This window comes from Paenibacillus sp. 481 (genome assembly GCF_021223605.1).
Lineage (GTDB): Bacteria > Bacillota > Bacilli > Paenibacillales > Paenibacillaceae > Paenibacillus_B.
The window spans coordinates 2558998-2578662 of sequence record NZ_CP075175.1; the positions used below are offsets into that span (position 1 = coordinate 2558998).

Genomic DNA, 19665 nt, shown 5'->3' on the forward strand with positions numbered 1-19665 from the left:
TTATTTGCATCATGTACATGCAGATAAACACTCCCTTTAAAAATGGTGTAAGGCTTGGCTACACCAAGTGGCACGCCACAAAGTGCTCGCTTGCAATTTCGCGGAACGCGGGAACCTGTTCCTTGCAAATATTTTTAACAAACGGGCAGCGCGTATGAAACTTGCAGCCGGAAGGCGGATTGACCGGGCTCGGAATATCGCCCTTCAACACGATACGCTCCCGTTTCAGCTTCGGAATCGGGATCGGCACAGCCGAGAGCAGCGCCTTCGTATAAGGATGCTGCGGCGAGAGGAACAATCCGTCCCGCGGTGCCATCTCCACGAGAGAGCCTAAATATAGCACGCCGATGCGGGAACACAGATGTTCAACGACGCTTAAGTCGTGGGAAATAAACAAATACGTCAGTTCCCGCGTCTGCTGCAAATGCTTGAACAAATTAATAATTTGCGCCTGAATGGACACGTCCAACGCAGACACAGGCTCGTCGGCCACAATTAATTCAGGGTTCAAAATAATTGCGCGTGCGATGCCGATCCGCTGCCGCTGCCCGCCCGAAAATTCATGTGGAAAGCGGTCGATATGATAAGAAGACAGACCGCACAGCTCCAACACGTCCAAGACGCGGTCGCGTACCTCGTCCTGTGTGCATATGCCGTGGTCGACTAATGCCTCACCTATGGCATCGCCAACGCGGACACGAGGGTTGAGCGAACTGTACGGATCTTGGAAAATAAGCTGCATGCTCGGACGAAGCTTGCGCATCTCTTTGTTGGACAGGCTGTGCAAGTCCACCCCTTTAAACTTAACTTCGCCCGACGTTTTATCGTGCAGGCGAAGAATGGTGCGCCCTGCGGTACTCTTTCCGCTGCCGGACTCACCTACAAGCCCGAACGTCTCGCCCTTGTAAATGGTGAAACTGATATCATCAACCGCCTTGACGTTAGCGACCGTACGATTCAGCAAGCCTGCGCGAATCGGGAAATATTTTTTTAAATGATTAACTTCAACTAGTGCTTCACGCATGGACAACCGCCTCCTCATACAACCAGCACGCTACTTTAGCGTATTCGTCTATTTGCTTGAGCTGTGGTTGCTCGGTCTGGCACACCGACATGCAGCGTTCGCAGCGATCATGGAAATAGCAAGATTCCTTTAGCTCTAGCGGGTTCGGCACTTGACCAGGAATGGAGTACAAAATGTCCTGACGCTGGTTGATGACCGGCTTGGATCTGAGAAGTCCTTGCGTATAAGGATGCTTAGGCTGCTCGAATAGCTCGACAACCGGGCCTTCCTCTACGATCTTGCCTGCGTACATGACGATAACGTAGTCGGCCATTTCAGCGACGACGCCCAAGTCGTGCGTAATGAGCATAATCGACATTTGCGACTGCTCTTTAATTTCCTTTAACAGCTCTAGAATTTGCGCTTGAATCGTAACATCAAGCGCGGTTGTCGGCTCGTCTGCGATCAGCAGCTTCGGATTGCATGAAATCGCAATCGCGATCATAATGCGCTGCAACATACCGCCGCTTAGCTCATGCGGATAAGCGTCCACAATCTGCTCGGCGCGTGGGATGCCGACTAGCGTAATCAATTCAATGGCGCGTGCGCGGGCCTCTTTCTTCTTTAGACGCTGATGCTCCATCAGTGGCTCCATCAGCTGTTTGCCGATTGTCATAACAGGATTCAGCGATGACATCGGCTCCTGAAAGATCATCGCCAGCTCATTGCCACGCAGCTGCCGCAGCTCTTCCTTGCTAATTTGCCGCAAGTTTTTGCCGTCAAACCAAATATCGCCGCTTACAATTTTGCCTCCGGGCTCTTCAATAAGCCCCATTACAGACATGGCGGTAACACTTTTGCCGCAGCCGGACTCCCCGACCACACATACAATTTCTCCGGGTCTAACGCTAAGGCTGACGTTGTTTACAGCCTTGACGACACCGTCCTCCGTAAAGAAGTGGGTGCACAGCTGCTTAATATCAAGTAATTTCGTCATATGTGTCCGTCACCTACTTCTTCTGTTTTGGGTCCAAGGCATCCCTTAGGCCATCGCCAAAAATGTTAATCGCAATTACTGTTACGAAAATAGCTACCCCCGGTGGTATCCACAGCCAAGGGCGCTGTTCAAAATCGATCAGCGTGTTGGCCGCATCAATCATATTGCCCCATGTCGGAGTCGGCGGCATAACGCCAAGACCGAAGTAGCTTAGCACCGATTCGCTCAAGATCGCTCCACCAACGCTAAGCGTTGAAATGACGATGAGCAGCGGGATAAGGTTCGGCAGCAAGTGATTGAAAATTTTACGGCGGTCGCGCAATCCGAGCACTTCGGCGGCGACCATGAACTCTCGCTCGCGCAAGCTGAGCAATTGCCCGCGTACGAGCCGTGCCAAGCCCGGCCAGCCAACAAAGCTCAGCATCAACATAACGATGTATAGTCGATAATCGGGAGGCACTTTCCATTCAGACAGGATGGCCGCGATAATGAACAACAATGGCAAAGAAGGGATTGTCATGAGCAAGTCAGCGACCCGCATGATGACTTGATCGACAACGCCGCGATAGTAGCCTGCGATGGCGCCAAGTGCTGCGCCAATAAAGATGGCTACAGCCATGGAGGCCAAGCCCACCGTAAGCGAAATTCGGCCCGCTTGTAGCAAGCGCGTTAGTACGTCACGGCCAAGGTGATCCGTGCCAAGCCAGTGTGCTGCGCTAGGTGCTTGATACATTTTAGCTAGATTTACTTTGCCCGAAGCATATGGAGATAGCAGCGGCCCGATAAAGCAGGCTACAAAAATAACGACAACAACCCAAAATCCGATCATCGCCAGCCGATTTTTTTTCAGGCGTACATACGATTGCTTCCATAAGGATGACCGATTTGTCGAGCGCTCACGCTGCCCAGATGCTGTTGCTGTTGATAGTTCACTTGAGATCGCAGAAGACATAGTTAGGACTCCTTCCTGTTACAGTCTGACGCGCGGATCGGCGAAGCGATACATCAGATCCGAAGCGAGTGTTCCGACAATGGTTAAGATGGCAAGCAGCATCGTTAAGCCCATAAGCAGCGGGTAGTCCCGCAGTGTAAACGATTGCATATATAATTGCCCAATGCCCGGCCAATTGAAAATACGCTCAATAATGAGCGATCCGCCAAATAGTGCCGGAAGCTCAAAGCCAACGAGTGTGATGGCTGGCAGCATTGCATTTTTAAGTGCGTGTCGATATAGCACGACTTTTTCTTTCATTCCTTTTGCCCTCGCTGTGCGAATAAAGTCTTGGCGAATGACTTCCAACATGTTCGTGCGGAAGTAGCGGGACAGCGAGCCAATTCCGAGCAAGGTCATAACCATAACAGGCAAAGCCATATGCTCGATTACTTCTTTAGCATAGGCAAAGCCAGTGGCATTGCTGCCTGTTCTCGTCATGCCTCCGGGTGGCAGTAGCTTCAAGTCAACGGCGAACATTTTAATGAAATATAGCCCGATAAAAAAGACAGGCACGGACATCGCCGCAAAAATAAAAATCGTCATCACTTTATCGAGTAAAGAGTGCTGCTTGTAAGCAGATACGACACCAATAATGACGGCGATAAGCCACGTAAAAAAGGTCGAAACAATAGCTAATAAAAAGGAGTTCCAGATATAGTGGCTAAACAGCTCGGTTATCGGTTTCTGATGCTGGAGTGAATAGCCGAAATCCCCCTTAAAGGCGTTGCCTACCCAAATGAAGTAACGTTCAATCGTCGGTTTATCTAACCCATAAAGTACTTTCAGCTCTGCTTTGCGCTCTTCCGATAAAGATAAATCGTTATCGACAAATGTTCCCGGTGTTAGTGCAAACAGATAGAAGACGAGCATCGATGCCCCAATTAAAGTCAGCAACATATAAAACAGTCGTCGTGCGATGTAAGTTGTCATCTGCCGCTTCCCCTCTCGTTAAGACAAGGCTCGGCCAAAGGGCCGAGCCAAGATGATTGTACGATTATTTCAGTTTTAGTGTAGGTAAGCTCGTTGCAATGCCGCGGAATGGGCTAATTTCCAAGCCTTCAATCCGACCATTATGTGCGGACATCAACTTTCTGTAGTTATAGAAAATGAACGGGAGGTCCTCATTCAACTCTTGATATAGTTTCTTGTATACCTCTTTCCGCTTCTCAATATCTAACGTGCTTACGCCTTCTTGAATGAGCTGATCGACTTTAGGGTTGGAATAACCTTTCGCTTCCTTCGTTGAGAAGCGCTCTACCCCATCATGCGGATCGGTAAGCATTGGTGTCGAGAAGCTTGCCAAGTCGTAGTCTCCACTATCCACTTTGGAACTCATGGAGTTGTAATCAGCAAATTGCTCCGGTTCGAACTTCACGCCGATCGCTGTATAGTTTTCTTTTGCCATTGCGATAAAGGCATCCGTATCTTTGCTCTTGGAAGTCAAGTAACGAATCGTGAGCGGTTTGCCATCTTTTTCGCGAATGCCGTCCGATCCCACTTTCCACCCTGCTTCTTCAAGCAATGCTTTTGCTTTTTCTGGATCGTAGTTGTAGGGATTGATCTTCTCTTCTGTATACGCCCATGAAATCGGTGAAGCTGGGATGTTAGCTACAGTTGCTGAGCCCTGTGATACCCCTTCAACGATAGACTTGCGATCTAAACCGTAAGTAAGCGCTTGGCGCACTTTTTTATCTTTGAGATGCGGCTGATTATGATTGAATTGAATAAATCCATAAGAGCTAGCTGTATGAATTTGCACATTCAAAAATCCGAGCTGTTGCAATTTATCTAAGTTCTCTTTTTTAGCCGAGAAGCCAGAGTAGTCAACTCCACCAGTCTCGACGAACTGGAAGATGTCGCCTTCAGTTGTCTTGTAAATAAAGTTCTCGATGGCAGGTTTGCCTTCGTAGTAATGCTCGTTAGCCACGAAGCGAACCTCTTGCCCCGGAAGATGCTTTACAAACCTGTACGGCCCTGTACCTACAGGCTTGGAATGCAGGTCTTTAATGTAGTCGAGATTTCCGAATTTATAATCTTTGCCGTAATACGCCTTCGACAGCACATAGCCGCCGAGTTCGAGCAAAGCAGTGGCATTTACTTTTTCCGTCGTTATTTGAACCGTCTGAGGATTGAGGACTTTAATGCCTTCAATTGACTTGGCTTTGCCTTCTTTGTATGCCTGCCCACCTTTAACGCCAATCAGGCCGATATCTGTACTGCCGTCATAGGATTTATCGTGCAGGATCGTGAGCGTAAAGGCCACATCTTCAGCCGTTAGCGGTGAGCCATCGCTGAATTTAAGACCTTCGTGCAGATGGAATGTATACGTAAGTTGATCGGGAGAAATCTCCCACTTTTTCGCGAGTTTAGGGATAGGTATACCTTTATTATCAACCGTAACTAACGGTGAAAAGATGACAGAGGCTACGTTTCCGTCGTATCCGGTCTGGTGGAAATGCGGTGTGAACGCGCCACTAGGATCGGTTAATGAGAAAATGACCGTATCATTTCGAGTTTTTGCGGAAGCAGGCAGCTTCGATAGGTCAGCAGCTTTAATAAATTGAATACTGTTATCCAGCTTTGGTGCAGGTGTAGTTGCTTCCGTGCTGCTGTTCGCACCGCTAGGTGAAGCGGCATTGTTGGAAGCAGAGTCTCCGGAGCCGCAAGCTGTTAACAACAACGAACCGGCTAGTGTCAAAGCAAGTAAAGTCAATAAGGTTTTTCTCATTCCAAACAGCCTCCCGTTAACTGGTATTTATTTCTTTATTTATGTATTAGGGTAAATTTTAATTAATCCGATAGGTTAAGTCAACATTTTTCTTTGTCGGTTTTTGGTTATAGTGGGCTGTACATTTCGTACTGCGCGAGTGTATCTTTGGCAAACCCCGCCCGCTTTAAAAAGCCTTCCATTAGCGCGTTGTTAGGCAGCCCTATTCTTAGCTTCGTAATGTTATTTGTGATACATGCCTCTTTTAACAGCGATGTTGCGATACGTCTGCCCCGTAGTGCCGGATCGGTCCAAATAAAATGGATGGAGCCGCTTAGGTTCAAGCCGAGAACGGCTACTAGCTGTTCTTTAAAATATGCACCGTAGCACAGCATGTGCGGAGATTTTTGAATATAATCGATATCATTTTGCCAGTTGATATGGATGCCTTGAGCGCCGGTCAAGCGCTGCATAAATTGTACAAACGGTTCAAGTTCCATTTGTCGAATCTGAATGTGTAAGGATGTTTCTTGTTCTTGTTGCTCTTGTTGTTCGTGCTGATGTGTGTCCCTTGCGTCATAGTTGTGGAGTGCGTGTAGGTCATTAAGGGAGTAGTAGGATAGATCGTACACTTTTTCATAGCCAAGCTTCTTATAGAACTTGATTGCCCGTTCATTATGAACGAGTACCTCCAAATGAAGCTGCTTACACCCGTGATCGAGTGCTTCTTGCCGATGGAGCGCAAATAGTTGTTGGCTGATGCCTGTGCCACGATAAGCGGGATGAACAGCAAGCGTGCCGCAGCGCATCGTCTTCATACCGTCGTACAACTTGATGCCGCCCAATAGGACACCGACGGCCTGTTCGCCATCTAGAGCAATAAAAGACTGCTCTTTTCGGTTACCTTCAGGCCCGAAGAATCGATCGACGAACTGCTGCTCAGTCAAATGAAAAGGAATACTGTAGTCAGAGAATCCAACTTTAAAAGCTTCATAAATAAGAGTTTCATAGACTTCAGAACAACGTTCAACACGCATCTCTACCATGCTCCTTTACATTTTGTAGGGACTCCTTCGCATGCTGCTGTTAAAAATTTTGTAGAGCATGTTGTAAATGTCGTAGAGAATACGGTTTAACCGCTTCGTTTGCTTTAGTGTGATAAAGTGAATGGGTGACCAAGGGCGTACTCGTGCTCTCTTACATAAGCCTGTCATAGTAAGACTTGTGGCAGAGTGGGTAAGTGTACTGGCCCACGGTCAATAAGTAGCGACGAGATTATACTAAATATTAGAAAAACTAGCAGTGAAGTTGTTTTCGGTAACCGTATATTTTTAAGTAGTTTATACCAAAATACCGTGTGGAACAATATGGTTATGAAAAATAATTGTATTTTTATGCATGGGGAGAAGGGAGAGGGCTGATGTATCGAAGCGTTATTTTGGTGTTAAATATACCCAGAAAATCCTATGTGAATAGTCAGTATATTTATGCAAAATAGCTTGCGCGAATAGGCCCCCCTTGCTCCTTATTTCCACTTCCCACCCTCTACAATGACGTTATTCGGGTCGACTTCTGGACCGAGCTCGTTGCGCAGATATTGATCGTACAGTTTCAGCAAAAACTTTTCCTCACCCAACTTCTCAAGCTCTTTGTTCACCCACTCACGTAGCTCGTCGTTCCCCTTTTTAACAGCTGGAGCAATGGGTGCTTCCTCTTCGAGTTTGTCAGGCAGTACCGTAAATCCTTGATGCTTGCGGGCCCAAGAATACACAATGATACTGTCCTGCGCATAAGCATCGCCACGACCATCTTGGAGTGCTTGCAGTGATTCTGTATTTTTATCAAATTTGATGAGCTCAATATCAGGATGATGCTTGGTCAGAAAAATATCAGCGGTCGTTCCTTTGGTGACGATCACTTTTTTATCTGTGCTGCTTTTGACATCTTGTAATGATTTGATGCCGCTCTTGTCGTTGACGAGCAGTTGTGTGGCGACCTTTAAGTTCGGATTCGTAAAATCAACGGCTTGCTTCCGCTCCTCAGTTACCGTCATATTAGCGACGATCAGATCGACTTTACCACTTTGTAAAAAGGGAACTCGACTTGCCGGCTCTACCGTAACGAACTCAATTTTGGACTCGTCGCCGAGCAAGTCTTTGGCGAAGCGCTTGGCTAAGTCGGTATCGAAGCCGACGTATTGACCTTTCTCATCGACCATGCCAAATGGCGGCTTGTCTGTAAATACACCAACGATTAGCTTACCGCGTTCCTTAATTTGCTGAAGGGCTCCGCCTTGCTGCTCGCTGCCGCTTGGTTGGGAGGCGCCTTCAGATCCCTTGTTGGTCGCACCTCCGGCACTTCCGGTAGTGTTTCCATTCGAGCTTCCTTGGCCGCAGCCAGTCAACAATCCCGCAAATAAGCTCAGCATGACGAGCCACAATAAGGCCCCATTTTGACGTGTATTCATACGCTCTCTCTCCCTTTCCAATCTTCAAGTTCATGAAATTGCTGCAAAAATCGCTGCGCCCGTTCGGTGCGTGGTTCTGTAAAGAACGACTCCGGTGTGCCGACTTCGCAGATTTGTCCTTCATCCATAAAAATAATGCGATCCGCTACCGCCCGCGCAAAGCCCATTTCATGGGTTACGATGAGCATCGTCATTCCTTGCTGAGCGAGGCTAAGCATCACTTCTAGTACTTCCTTGACCATTTCAGGGTCAAGGGCAGCGGTCACTTCATCGAATAGCATCACTTCTGGATTCATGCACAGCGCTCTGACGATCGCGATGCGCTGCTGTTGCCCGCCTGATAGTTGGCGGGGGTACTTGTCTTTTTGATCGAGCAGGCCGATGCGGCTAAGCAACTGTTCGGCTTGCCGGATCGCTTCATTGCGCTGGCGTTTCTGGGCTTTGATAGGGCCGAGCAAAATGTTGTCCAGCACCGTCATATGGGGGAATAGATGATAGCTCTGAAACACCATGCCAATGCGCTGACGAACTTGCTGCCAAGGAATGGATCCGTCTGTCAGCAGCTGTTTCTTGAAGCGAATGGAACCGCGTTGCGTAGATTCTAAGCCGTTTAAGCAGCGGAGCAGTGTGCTTTTGCCGCATCCGCTCGGGCCGAGGATGACGATGACTTCGCCTTGCGCAATTTGCAGACTAATATCGTTCAGCACGATGTGCTGGCCGAACGACTTGCTAACGTGGCTGACATCGAACATAATTTGCGCTGTTTGCGATCTACTCCGTGATCCGCCTCGTATACCTTGTATTCCTTGCACTTCTTCTATGGCCTGTATGCTTTGTAACATGTTCCTGTGGTCCTCCTTCATTTTCAACATGCTAGGCGGTGGTACGGGGATTTATATGTGGCACAAGCGGCATCCACATGGACTTCGCATACTGCGTGGTTGTGCAGGCTGTACGTATGGCATGAATTGCGCGGACTGTGCGAATGTTACAGGTTCAGGCGAGGCGTTTCTCCAACGTCCGTGAAACAGCGGATAACGGATAGCAGAGTAGGAAATAGAGTAAGAACATCGCACCGTAAATGAGGAGGGCTTCCCCTGTGCGCTCAATAATTTGCTGTCCGGTCTTAATCAGTTCGGTGACACCGATCAGCACGGTTAACGATGTCGTTTTGATGATGCGGGTGTACACGTTAATCGAAGGTGGAATCATGCGCCGCACCGCTTGCGGCAGCAGCACATACAGATGAAGCTGTGTTGCGTTTAGCCCGATCGCTGCCCCTGCTTCAGCTTGACCGCGCGGCAGCGATTGCAGTGCCCCACGGGCAACTTCGCTAATTTCCGTGATGCCCCATAGCGACAGCACGAGCACGGAGCAGGCAAAGCTAGATAAATGAATATCGAAAAAAATAGGTAGGCCAAAATAAAAAAAGAACAGCCACACCAAAATAGGAACAGCGCGAAACAGTTCTAAATAGATGCGCGTAAGCACCTTGAGCCATCGTAATGGCGACGTACAGAGTACGCCGAGTAGGCATCCGCCAACCGTACTGAATATGATGCTTAACAGTGCTATCGACAGCGTCTGTACGAGCCCTTTTCCTAATTGGGGCAAAGAGTTCATGAGCAGTTCAAACCCCGAACTGTCCATGCTGGAACCTCCTTTCCACCCATGACAATGCCAGCGAAAGCGGCAGGAACAGCAGCAAATAAGTAGCAGTCATCATCAGGAGCATTTCATACGTTTTGTAATAGAGCGCAATGTAGTTTGTCGTGGTATACAAAATTTCAGGGATGGCGATAGCTGAGACAACCGTCGTTTCCTTTAGCAAAAAAATGACGGTCGCAAATAGGCTAGGTGTGCTTATTCGTAAAGCTTGTGGAAAAATAATGTGCCGCAATAGCTGTGAGCGGTTCAAGCCAATAGCAAGTCCCGCCTCTTGTTGACTGTCAGCGACTGCATCTATCCCTGCACGCAGTACCTCTGTAACATAACCGCCCCCCAGAAACGTCATCGCCACGATCGCGGTCTCATAGTTAGATAGCTTTACGCCAAGTTGTGGTAGACCAAAATAAACAACAAACAATTGAATGAGCAGCGGCGTATTACGCGCCACCTCGACGTAACTTCTTACGAGCTGCCTTAATATAGGCACGCGGAAGTATAAGATAACGTTGTTGAGGCCAGCTACAACAGAAGAAGTTAGTACAACGATGCCAGCGATTTGTAACGTTAAAATAGCAGCATCTATAAAGTCAGGGATATGCGTGACCATGAACGCAGTATCAAGCTCCACCGCTATCGGCGCCCCCTTTCATTGTGCGGTCGCTGCTTGACGATTGTTCCTGCTCCCGCGCTAAGTCGCTGCCTGTGTGTTGCCAGCGAGCGATTCATACGGCTGCAGGGCAGGAACCTTCGCTTCGATTACGTCAATAAGCAGCTCGTAAACAGAAAAAGCCCAATTCCTTCAGGCTGCGCTCGGGCGCATGCGCTAAGAAGGAGACTGGGCTTCCGTTCGTACGGTTAGCTTATACCATATCGTTATTCTTCGATCCTCTGGTGGAGGGGGAATCAATTGTGTTTGAGTTTAATCCAAGTAAAGCGCTTTGTCAACTGGTGATTAAGTGTCGGTAGGTATAATGGTAATCATTTAGATCCTTAATTTGATATGATATATGAAGCAAGACGAAGGAAAAATAACCTAAGAGGTGTCAGTATGAGGGTATGGGAAGTTTCAAGTAGTAGTAAATCAGTTAGATTATCATGTAATAATTGGTACGTTAATAGTCACATTAAAGACAGGTTAATGTTCGGCAAGAGAGTCGGTGAATTGTGGACTCCGGTAAATTTTGAATTATATAAAGAAGGTCTTTATGAGGATTTGCCTCATTTTATATCTGGAATGCTAATCGTTCCATCTCATATCTTAAATCTTTTATTACCCTTAATAAAAGATCATGTAGAAGTACTTCCTGTAACATTTAATGAGGAACAACATTTCATTATAAATGTTATAAACGTAATAGATTGTAATAAGAATAATGAGCTAAACTATCTGAAAGTAAAATTAGATATAGAAGATAGTACTAAACTTTCTCCTATTTTTAAAATTCCTGCAAGGCTCGCAGTGCTTGTAACTGATGAATTTCGTGATTTAGTAATCGAGCACTCTTTAGAAGGGTTTAAATTTGAGGAGGCTTGGAATTCAGAAGTAACGAATGAAATGAAACTTGAGAGAAAGAGACTGTACGAAGCTAAATTAGCCGAAATCAAGAATTATCCAGGTAAAAAATACAGTTTTGATGAAGCGATGAAAATGATTCGTGAAGGTAAAGCTGTAGCAAATGGAAAGAACAAATTGCAGCTGGACGAGAACGGAGAGTTAGAAATAGCTGTATTACAGGAAGAGGATTGCGAATATCTCTGGTATGAGCTACTGGCTATGCCACCAATGTTCTTGGTTGAGGAGTGGCACGAAGTGGATAGGGAAGATTAAACGGTAACAAACAAGTATTACAGTACACCAACATACATAAGACGGGGCATTACCATACTTGAATATCATGTCATAATGCCCCTTTATGTTTGGGTACTAGTAATAAGCTCGTATATAATTGGAAAGCCACACAAATCGGTCTTTATCAATCCAATGCTGGAAGTACCCGCAGCCAAGCGACTGCCACTGCTTCTGTTTCATAGAATACACCCAAACCTGACTACCGTCGTGAGCAACAAAGGCTTGTCGACTAGGCGAGAACCAATGATGATAAATGTTAGTTCCGCTCAACGGCGGCATTGCTTTATGTGTAGCGCTATACGCTGATCTCACTTTTTTAGATATAGTTAACTTATCATCGTACGACACGACTAAAGATAATGGCGTAAATGTCTCTTTTCCTGATCTCCATTTCAACGCGATATCGCCTCGTATACGTTCGTTGCCAACTTCAGCTTCCGTTTCAAAGTGGATCGTATCATCGCGCTGAAAATAAATCGGATATGGCCTTACAAACCCATCGCTGTGTGCGAAATAAGCGGCTTGCGGGTAAGATTTCAGCTTTTTTCCTGTACGATCATAAATAAGCAAGTCAGCACTTGTCCCTTCATGACCATCTGAATCAATAAGTAGCGCAAAATAGCTGCCGTTTGGAGATATCGCGATGTTGTAGATCATACGCTTGCTGTCGATGAGCTTGGTGACCTTCTGTTTAAGTAGGTCGATACGATTTACTTGCTTCCAGTTCACAACAGACAATAGCTCATTGTTAACGATGCGGTCAGCGTACCAAGCAAAGGGTGTATCGGCTTTTTTGGATGGAGGCAGGGGCGGAAAAGGGCTGAGTTGTAACGTGTTGAGGTTCACTTTATATGTTTCTCCTTGCTGTCCATACAATAAGAGTGTATCTCGTGTGGAATGTTGATCGTAAATGAAGCGATGATCATTGATAGGCGGCAGAGTGAGCGATCTGGGTTTGCCTTTTATAGAGAAAATATTCAGTTCGAAGTTACTGTTTTGAGAGTCGCATGTTGAGTCGGCACTTACTTGTGTAGGTAGGGTAGAAAGTAGTAATAATCCTGTCAGGACAATAGACAGTGTGATTCGCAGAGAGGGACGTAACAATGGTTGCACCTCCATTTTAATGGCCGATCATGTCATTCCAAAAAGATTATTCCTAACAAACCAAAGAGAAACTGAATGCTGCATAAAAAGGCGAACAGAGAGAGAATGACTATGACAACTGCCTTGCCGATAAGCTTGAAAAACGTCTTCATTCCGCTCGAACCTCCTAAACAATCCCATTATATCATGCGAAAAAACGGCTCTCCCTCACGCCTGTCTGAAATTTAACTAACAAGTGGATAACGAATGGTAAAAAAGAGTGAGAGCAATCCAGCTAGGACTGTCGGGCCAACGAAACGGAAATGATAAATTGTAAATAGTGTGTCGTATTCAGAAAAATGATAACATGTAGACGAAGACGTATTTCGAGGAAGACGTTACGTCACATTACATCACAATCGCGTAAACGAGAAATGAGGAACCCTTTTTGCAAAATTTCATCAAGTTAGGCATTCGCCCTGAAATAAATCAGGCTTTGCAAGCTAACGGTATTGTTAAGCCTACACCGGTACAGGAAGAGTCGATTCCATTGCTGCTTGCAGGGAATGACGTAATCGGTCAAGCACACACGGGAACGGGGAAGACGCTTGCGTTTGCTTTGCCTATTTTGGAGCGTATTGATCCGAATAATAAAGCGGTACAAGCTCTTATTGTGGCACCGACACGTGAGTTGGCGTTACAAATTACGACTGAGGTCCGCAAGATAGCGGATGCAATGGGCGGTATTCATGTATTGGCTGTGTACGGTGGCCAAGATGTTGAGCGTCAGATGCACAAGTTGAAAGGACGCCACGTCCATATCGTCGTAGCTACGCCAGGACGTCTGTTGGATCATATGCGTCGCGGTGCGATCCAATTGTCGCGCTTGTCTATGCTCGTGCTGGATGAGGCTGATCAAATGTTGCACATTGGTTTCCGTCAAGAAGTGGAGACTATTATTGAAGCGACGCCGACAACGCGTCAAACGATGCTATTCTCGGCGACGATGAACGATGCTGTGCAATCATTGGCTAGAAGATATATGAACCAGCCGAAACGTGTTCACATTCAAGGACAGCATATTACAGTTAAAGATGTGAGGCAGCGTCTCGTGGAGACGACAGATCGGGGCAAATTTGATAGCCTGTGCACGATTATTGACGAAGACAACCCTTATTTGGCGGTTGTGTTCTGTCGTACGAAGCGTCGTGCGAGCAGTCTCAACGAGGAATTGCAAGAGAAAGGCTACAAGTCAGATGAGCTACACGGTGATTTGACACAGCCGCAGCGGGAAAATGTCATGCGTCGCTTCCGCGAAGCGAAGCTGCAAATCCTAGTAGCAACAGATGTAGCTGCACGTGGACTTGATGTTGAAGGCGTAACGCACGTATTTAACTACGACATCCCGCATGATGCAGAGAGCTATGTACACCGCATCGGCCGTACAGGTCGCGCAGGCAGCACAGGTGTTGCGATTACATTAGCAACACCAAGAGATGGTGGCAAGTTGCACGATATTGAGCGTGAACTGGGCTTCTCGCTATCTAAACATAAATCGGATCGCGGAGCTTCTCAAGGGCGCTCAACAATGCAGAGACGATTTGGTTCTAAGGATGGAGCGCGTTCAGCAGGCCATGCAGGAAATAGAGATGCGCAAAAACGTGGAGCGAAGCGTGATACGCAACGTGGCTCTCAGCGTGATGGGCGTCGAGGCGCAGAGCGTGAAACAGCACGTGGAGGAGCACCACGTAGCGGTCAACGCGATAGCCAACGCGGAGGTCAGCGCGATGCGCAACGAGGTGGACAACGTGATACACAGCGCGTCGGTCAACGTGAGGACCAGTGGGGCGTGGAGCGTGAGTCAGCACCACGGGGCGGTCAGCGTGAAACAGCACGTGGAGGAGCACCACGCAGCGGTCAACGCGATAGCCAACGCGGAGGCCAGCGTGATGCACAACGCGGCGGACAACGTGAAGGCCAATGGGGCGCGGAGCGTGAAACAGCACGTGGAGGAGCACCACGCAGTGGTCAACGCGACAGCCAGCGCGGAGGTCAGCGCGATACGCAACGTGGCGGACAACGTGAAGGCCAATGGGGCGCGGAACGTGAGTCAGCACGTGGGGGAGCACCACGCAGCGGTCAACGTAACAGCCAACGTGGCGGCCAGCGTGATACGCAACGCGGCGGACAACGTGAAGGCCAATGGGGCACGGAACGTGAGTCAGCACGTGGAGGAGCGCCACGCAGCGGTCAACGCGACAGCCAGCGCGGAGGTCAGCGTGAAGCTGGACGAGGAGCACAACGTGAATCAGCGGGCGGTAACCGTGAGCGTTCAGGTAAACCCGCATCGTCGCGCGGTGGCTCTTCCTTTGTAGGCAACCGTGGTAAGTCTCGCAGCAGACGCTAATTCATGACGCAAATGCAATTAACTTTTTAGGAGCATCCATAAGCCTATGAATCTTGGTCAACAGCGCAAAAATGTTCGTGCTGGTCTTGAAGTTGACGTTGTCTTAAAGCAAGATCAGCGTACAGGCAAGAAAACGAGAGGTATCGTCAAAGATATTTTAACGAATTCTGCCAATCATCCACACGGTATTAAAGTCAGATTGCAGGACGGTCAAGTTGGCCGGGTTGCAGCCATTATTACTGCACAGCCGTAGGAATTATTTTTGTAAGTAAAAAAGCTTTTCTACCCCGAAACAGGATAGAAAAGCTTAGTTTGTCGAGAAAGCCCTCATCCGCAAAGATGGGGGCTTTTTCACGTCAGAGTAAATGCCGTATAAAAGAATGTACTTTTACATTGTTTCGTTCTCATTTTCACTCTAAGTTTACTATTAAATTTACATTAGAGTCGGGTCCAGTTGTTAATTGGTCAGCCTGTTAACTTTGTAGCTTATTAGCTAATTAGTTTGTTAGCTCCATCCATTGCTCATACACCGCATCAAGCTCCGCTTGGAGCTGCTCACGCTCCGTATAAAGCTCACCAAGCTTGGCTGCGTCCGATTGGCAATCCGGCTCCAACATTTTCTCATCGACTTGATGCAATCGCTGCTCAAGCTCAACAATTTGCCGCTCTAAGGTGGTCACTTTCATATTTGTTGCAGAGGATGAGGCAGAACGGTCTTTGGTGTTCGTTCTCGCATTCGTTGTAGCACTCGTACTCGTACTCGCCTTATCATTTACCTTAACATAAGGCTGACGTAAATCCGGCGCTTGCCGCTGTTCCGCGGGTTCTGAAGCCAGCAGAGTAGCTTGCTTATTCTGCTTCAGCACACCAGCACCACCAGCCGTACGATTCTCCGGCCTCAACTCTACCTGTTCTGGACGCTTCTCCTTGTAGTATTCAAAGTCGCCACCGTACGAATTTAGCTTGCCTTGCTCCAGTGCCCATATTTTATGCGCCAATCGATTTATAAAATAACGATCATGGGAAACGGCCAACATCGTGCCCGTATATTCTTCCAACGCTTCCTCCAATGCTTCACGGGAATCGATGTCCAAATGGTTCGTAGGTTCGTCTAGCAGCAGCAAATTCGGTTGCCGGTGCATAAGCACCGCCAGCCGCAGGCGGCTCCACTCACCGCCAGACAAACTTCTAACCTGCTTAAAAGCATCAGCGCCGTAAAATAAAAATCGCGCCAGCTGCCCACGAGCCGCACCCTCTTCCAAGGCAAGCTCAGTGCGGAAATATTGCAGCACCGTCATATGATGATCCTGCGGTGCTGCCTCCTGCGCCAAGTAGCCCAGCTCGACACGCGAGCCTAAGCGCACGCTGCCCTCGTCAGGAAACTCCTGCCCGAGCAGCATTTTTAACAGCGTACTCTTGCCCGAGCCATTGTCGCCGATCAAAATAGCTCGCTCCCCATAACGGAGCAAGTCGCTAACCTGCTCAAATAATAGGCGCTCACCGTAACTTTTTCGAACCCTATCCAGTGAGACGACTGTGGAGCCAGAGCGATCACGCTGTCTCAAGTCTAATTCTATAGCCTTGCGCTCCATAATAGGCCGTTTCAGCTTAGTCATGCGATCCAGTGCTTTCTGCATCGAGGCCGCGCGACGGTGAAAGCCGGCATTGGGTGGGTTAGCACGATTTCCCCAATCGATGAGCTGCTTGATCGTTTCTTGCATTTGCTTGATCTTTTTTTGCTGCTCTTGAAAAGCGGCAAACTGCCGCAATAGTCGAGCTTCTTTTTCCACCTGGTAGTCGGAATAGTTCGTTACATAGGTAACGGCCTCACCGTCTTCGAACTCGACAATCTTAGTCACAACGCTATCTAGGAAATAGCGGTCGTGCGAAATGACGACTACTGTACCTGCATACGTGCGCAGGAACGATTCCAGCCATTCAATGGCCCGCATATCCAGATGGTTTGTAGGCTCATCTAGCAGTAAAATATCAGGCTGTTCCAACAGCAAAGCGGCCAGCCCCACCTTCGTCTTCTCCCCACCAGATAAGGACGGGAAAGGGCGGGTGTACTGCTCCGTAGGGATGCCGAGCCCGTTGGCGACACGCTCGATCTGTGAATCGATCTCGTATCCGCCTGCTCGCTCAAATCGTTCCTGCACTTGCCCGTACTCTTGTAGCAAGCGGGCGAATCTTGCTTCATCGCCGATTTGTTCGGGATCGGACATAAGTTGCTCCAGCTTTTTCATCTGTGCGGACCATTCCAACTGCTGCTTGAAGCTTGCGCTTAGCACGTCGTACACCGATTCATCATGCACGTGCATCACTTGTGCCAAGTAGCCAATTTTGGCCCCTTTACGAATGGAGATTTCTCCTCGATCTGGCTTATCCAATCCTTTGAGCAGACGGAACATCGTTGTCTTGCCTGTGCCATTACGCCCGATGAGGCCGACCTTATCGCCTTCTCTAATGTCAAAGCATATGTCTTGAAGCACTAATTCGGCTCCGTAATATTTTTCGATGTGCTGAACTTGAATCATCATTTAGATTATCCTCCATAGATGACACACCACAGATGCCGCAAACGCCGCAAATGCCGCAAAAAAAGGCCGCAGGGAAATGTCCCTACGGCCTTTACTTAATCATCAATCGGAGCAAAAAAGAGTTAGAGCAAAGAAGCTCAACAGTTCCGCTTGAGGTTAAGGCAGGATGGTCATCTCACAATTTGAATAGTTTTGTATGGTAGTGCCATTCGTATTGCTGAAAATGGACAGACTTGTCCCGTTAACAGCTACATCATGGCAAATTACAAAAAGATCCAAATTGAGTTGGTGAATACGATTTGGGTTCAAATTGCGTTGTGTTTGTTCCATCCTGCCTCACCTCCTTTACATAAATTTGTAAAGATTGTATCACATTAAACCAAGCACATTCAAGCATGTTGGCGAATTTTTGTATCGGAATATTTGCCGTGAAATATGTATCGTGAAATATGTACTGTGAAATTTTCCGTAATATCTACCGTGATAATACTTTCAATAAAATTCGCTCATACCATTTCCAAGGTAAAATGCGACGCAGCAATTGCCCGATCTTGGCCTCCTTGCCTAATAAGTAGCGCAGTTTAGGCTTAGACATGCCAGCTATGCGTACAATGCACTGCGCCACTTCAGTCGCAGGCGGTGCTTGCTTCGCTGTCTGCTGTGAGAAGCGCAGCACAGCATCTATTTGCGCCCGATAGGGTGAGTGTTCGGGAGCGTGCACGACCTTCATGGCCTTATCCCAAATGTCCGTCTGGTAGGGGCCTGGCTCAACAAGGACCGCATAAACGCCATAGGGCAGCATTTCTAGGCGGAGCGATTCCGTAAACCCTTCGACGGCGAACTTCGAAGAGGCGTAGGGAGCGTAGCCAGGGTAGCCGGACAAGCCGCTGACACTGCTAATATTTATAATTTTGCCGTAGCGTTGCTGCCGCATAATAGGCAGTACCGCTTGTGTTACGGCCACTGTACCAAAGAAGTTCGTCTCCATTTGGTCATACCAGCCCTGTCGATCGACTTCCTCTACAAAGCCGCCAATCACACAGCCTGCATTGTTGACGACAATATCTATCGATCCGAAGTGGTCCATGATGGTCTTAATCGCGCGCTCAATACTATCCACCTGTGTAACGTCGAGCGAGAATACGTGAATATGCTCAGACACGCCAGCCAAATGAGCTTGTTCTTGTAGACGTCCTTGCTTCTCTACACTGCGCATCGATGCGATAACTTTGTATCCATGCTGGGCTAGAGCGATGCTTGTTTGAAGCCCGAAGCCACTGGATGAGCCTGTAATGAGTGCAACTGGACGTGAACGCAAGGTTTCAGATGAACTCGAATTCATATTTGTTAATCTCTCCTTTAATGAATGCTGAATGTATGTACGACAAAAAAGCCCCTTCTGCGGCACGTAGCGGCTATTGTAGCTTCTGCGCGGTCAAAGGGGACTTTTATGATATGAATGCAAAATTACATTTATTCCTCTGGTTGTGTTCGCTGTGGTTGTTGTTTGTTGTCAGTGAAGTCCTCACGCATAAAGCGCCAGAAACGCATCAGCTCTTCACGCTGTCTTAATGGAGATACCATAAACTCCTCAAAAAATAGACGCATCCTAGCATCGTGCACGATAAGAGAATTATCGGTCGGCAATACGGCATCGTTACAAGTTAAATAATCAATAGATACTTCGTATAATCGAGCGATTTCTTTAACCATATCGATATCGGGTTTACGATTCCCATTCTCGTAATTGGAGTAAGCGGAACGAGATACGCTTATGCGGCTGGCTACATCGTCTTGTGTCCAGCCTCGTTTCAAGCGTTCTTGTTCCATGCGTTGACTTAGCATGAAACCACCTCTCTACCCAAGTATATCGCTCGAAATCAAACCGTTAAGAGAATGTTTCGATAAGAATATCAAAATATAGTATAGACACGTAAAGAATACAATGGT

18 protein-coding genes are annotated in these 19665 nt (G+C 47.6%); 3 read left to right on the top strand and 15 right to left on the bottom strand.

The window, feature by feature from the left end; genetic code table 11:
• Positions 1-58 precede the first annotated feature (58 nt).
• The 10 genes from KIK04_RS11215 to KIK04_RS11260 form a co-directional block, all read right to left on the bottom strand.
• Entirely contained in the window at positions 59-1024 is a 966-nt protein-coding gene (locus KIK04_RS11215; protein ID WP_232278303.1) for an ABC transporter ATP-binding protein, read from the bottom strand.
• Entirely contained in the window at positions 1017-2000 is a 984-nt protein-coding gene (locus KIK04_RS11220) for an ABC transporter ATP-binding protein (protein ID WP_232278304.1), read from the bottom strand. The genes KIK04_RS11215 and KIK04_RS11220 overlap by 8 nt, the downstream gene beginning before the upstream one ends.
• Before the next feature lie 13 nt (positions 2001-2013).
• Positions 2014-2940, bottom strand: coding sequence for an oligopeptide ABC transporter permease (opp4C, locus tag KIK04_RS11225; RefSeq protein WP_442951167.1), 927 nt, complete (start codon positions 2938-2940; stop codon positions 2014-2016).
• 30 nt (positions 2941-2970) lie between these two features.
• Positions 2971-3924, bottom strand: coding sequence for an ABC transporter permease (locus KIK04_RS11230; protein WP_232278306.1), 954 nt, complete (start codon positions 3922-3924; stop codon positions 2971-2973).
• Positions 3925-3988: 64 nt separating this feature from the next.
• Positions 3989-5722 carry an ABC transporter substrate-binding protein gene (locus KIK04_RS11235; protein ID WP_232278307.1) on the bottom strand — a complete coding sequence of 578 codons (1734 nt, stop codon included), beginning with the start codon at positions 5720-5722 and terminating at the stop codon, positions 3989-3991.
• Between the two features lie 107 nt (positions 5723-5829).
• Entirely contained in the window at positions 5830-6738 is a 909-nt protein-coding gene (locus tag KIK04_RS11240; protein WP_232278308.1) for a GNAT family N-acetyltransferase, read from the bottom strand.
• Between the two features lie 488 nt (positions 6739-7226).
• Positions 7227-8168 (bottom strand): transporter substrate-binding domain-containing protein, encoded by a 942-nt coding sequence (locus KIK04_RS11245; RefSeq protein ID WP_232278309.1) that lies wholly within the window; start codon positions 8166-8168, stop codon positions 7227-7229.
• On the bottom strand, positions 8165-8920 hold the full coding sequence (locus KIK04_RS11250) for an amino acid ABC transporter ATP-binding protein (protein WP_232278698.1): 756 nt from the start codon (positions 8918-8920) through the stop codon (positions 8165-8167). Before KIK04_RS11250 ends, KIK04_RS11245 begins: the two co-directional genes overlap by 4 nt.
• A 244-nt stretch (positions 8921-9164) precedes the next feature.
• Positions 9165-9818: an amino acid ABC transporter permease gene (locus KIK04_RS11255; protein WP_232278310.1), complete on the bottom strand. Its 654-nt coding sequence runs from the start codon at positions 9816-9818 to the stop codon at positions 9165-9167.
• Positions 9799-10464: an amino acid ABC transporter permease gene (locus KIK04_RS11260; RefSeq protein ID WP_232278311.1), complete on the bottom strand. Its 666-nt coding sequence runs from the start codon at positions 10462-10464 to the stop codon at positions 9799-9801. The genes KIK04_RS11255 and KIK04_RS11260 overlap by 20 nt, the downstream gene beginning before the upstream one ends.
• A gap of 420 nt (positions 10465-10884) precedes the next feature.
• Between KIK04_RS11260 and KIK04_RS11265 the strand changes: the two genes are divergently transcribed.
• The gene (locus KIK04_RS11265) at positions 10885-11664 is read left to right on the top strand and encodes a hypothetical protein (protein WP_232278312.1); all 780 of its coding nucleotides are present in this window, start codon (positions 10885-10887) and stop codon (positions 11662-11664) included.
• A 96-nt stretch (positions 11665-11760) separates the two neighbouring features.
• Here the strand turns inward: KIK04_RS11265 and KIK04_RS11270 are convergent, their stop codons facing one another.
• Positions 11761-12531, bottom strand: coding sequence for a hypothetical protein (locus tag KIK04_RS11270; RefSeq protein ID WP_232278313.1), 771 nt, complete (start codon positions 12529-12531; stop codon positions 11761-11763).
• Between the two features lie 685 nt (positions 12532-13216).
• On the opposite strand from KIK04_RS11270, the gene KIK04_RS11275 reads away from it, so the two are divergent.
• Complete coding sequence (locus KIK04_RS11275) at positions 13217-15175, top strand: DEAD/DEAH box helicase (protein ID WP_232278314.1); 1959 nt, start codon at positions 13217-13219, stop codon at positions 15173-15175.
• Positions 15176-15221: 46 nt separating this feature from the next.
• Positions 15222-15428, top strand: a complete 207-nt coding sequence (locus KIK04_RS11280) for a YwbE family protein (protein WP_232278315.1) — start codon at positions 15222-15224, stop codon at positions 15426-15428.
• A gap of 244 nt (positions 15429-15672) precedes the next feature.
• On the opposite strand, the gene abc-f is transcribed toward KIK04_RS11280, so the two are convergent.
• The 4 genes from abc-f to KIK04_RS11300 all read right to left on the bottom strand — a co-directional run bounded on the left by abc-f (position 15673) and on the right by KIK04_RS11300 (position 19560).
• Positions 15673-17715 carry a ribosomal protection-like ABC-F family protein gene (gene abc-f / locus KIK04_RS11285; RefSeq protein WP_232278316.1) on the bottom strand — a complete coding sequence of 681 codons (2043 nt, stop codon included), beginning with the start codon at positions 17713-17715 and terminating at the stop codon, positions 15673-15675.
• Between the two features lie 156 nt (positions 17716-17871).
• Positions 17872-18045 (bottom strand): RAxF-45 family protein, encoded by a 174-nt coding sequence (locus tag KIK04_RS11290; RefSeq protein WP_232278317.1) that lies wholly within the window; start codon positions 18043-18045, stop codon positions 17872-17874.
• 145 nt (positions 18046-18190) lie between these two features.
• Positions 18191-19057: an SDR family oxidoreductase gene (locus KIK04_RS11295; RefSeq protein ID WP_232278318.1), complete on the bottom strand. Its 867-nt coding sequence runs from the start codon at positions 19055-19057 to the stop codon at positions 18191-18193.
• Positions 19058-19188: 131 nt separating this feature from the next.
• Positions 19189-19560, bottom strand: coding sequence for a helix-turn-helix domain-containing protein (locus KIK04_RS11300; protein ID WP_232278319.1), 372 nt, complete (start codon positions 19558-19560; stop codon positions 19189-19191).
• Positions 19561-19665 lie beyond the last annotated feature (105 nt).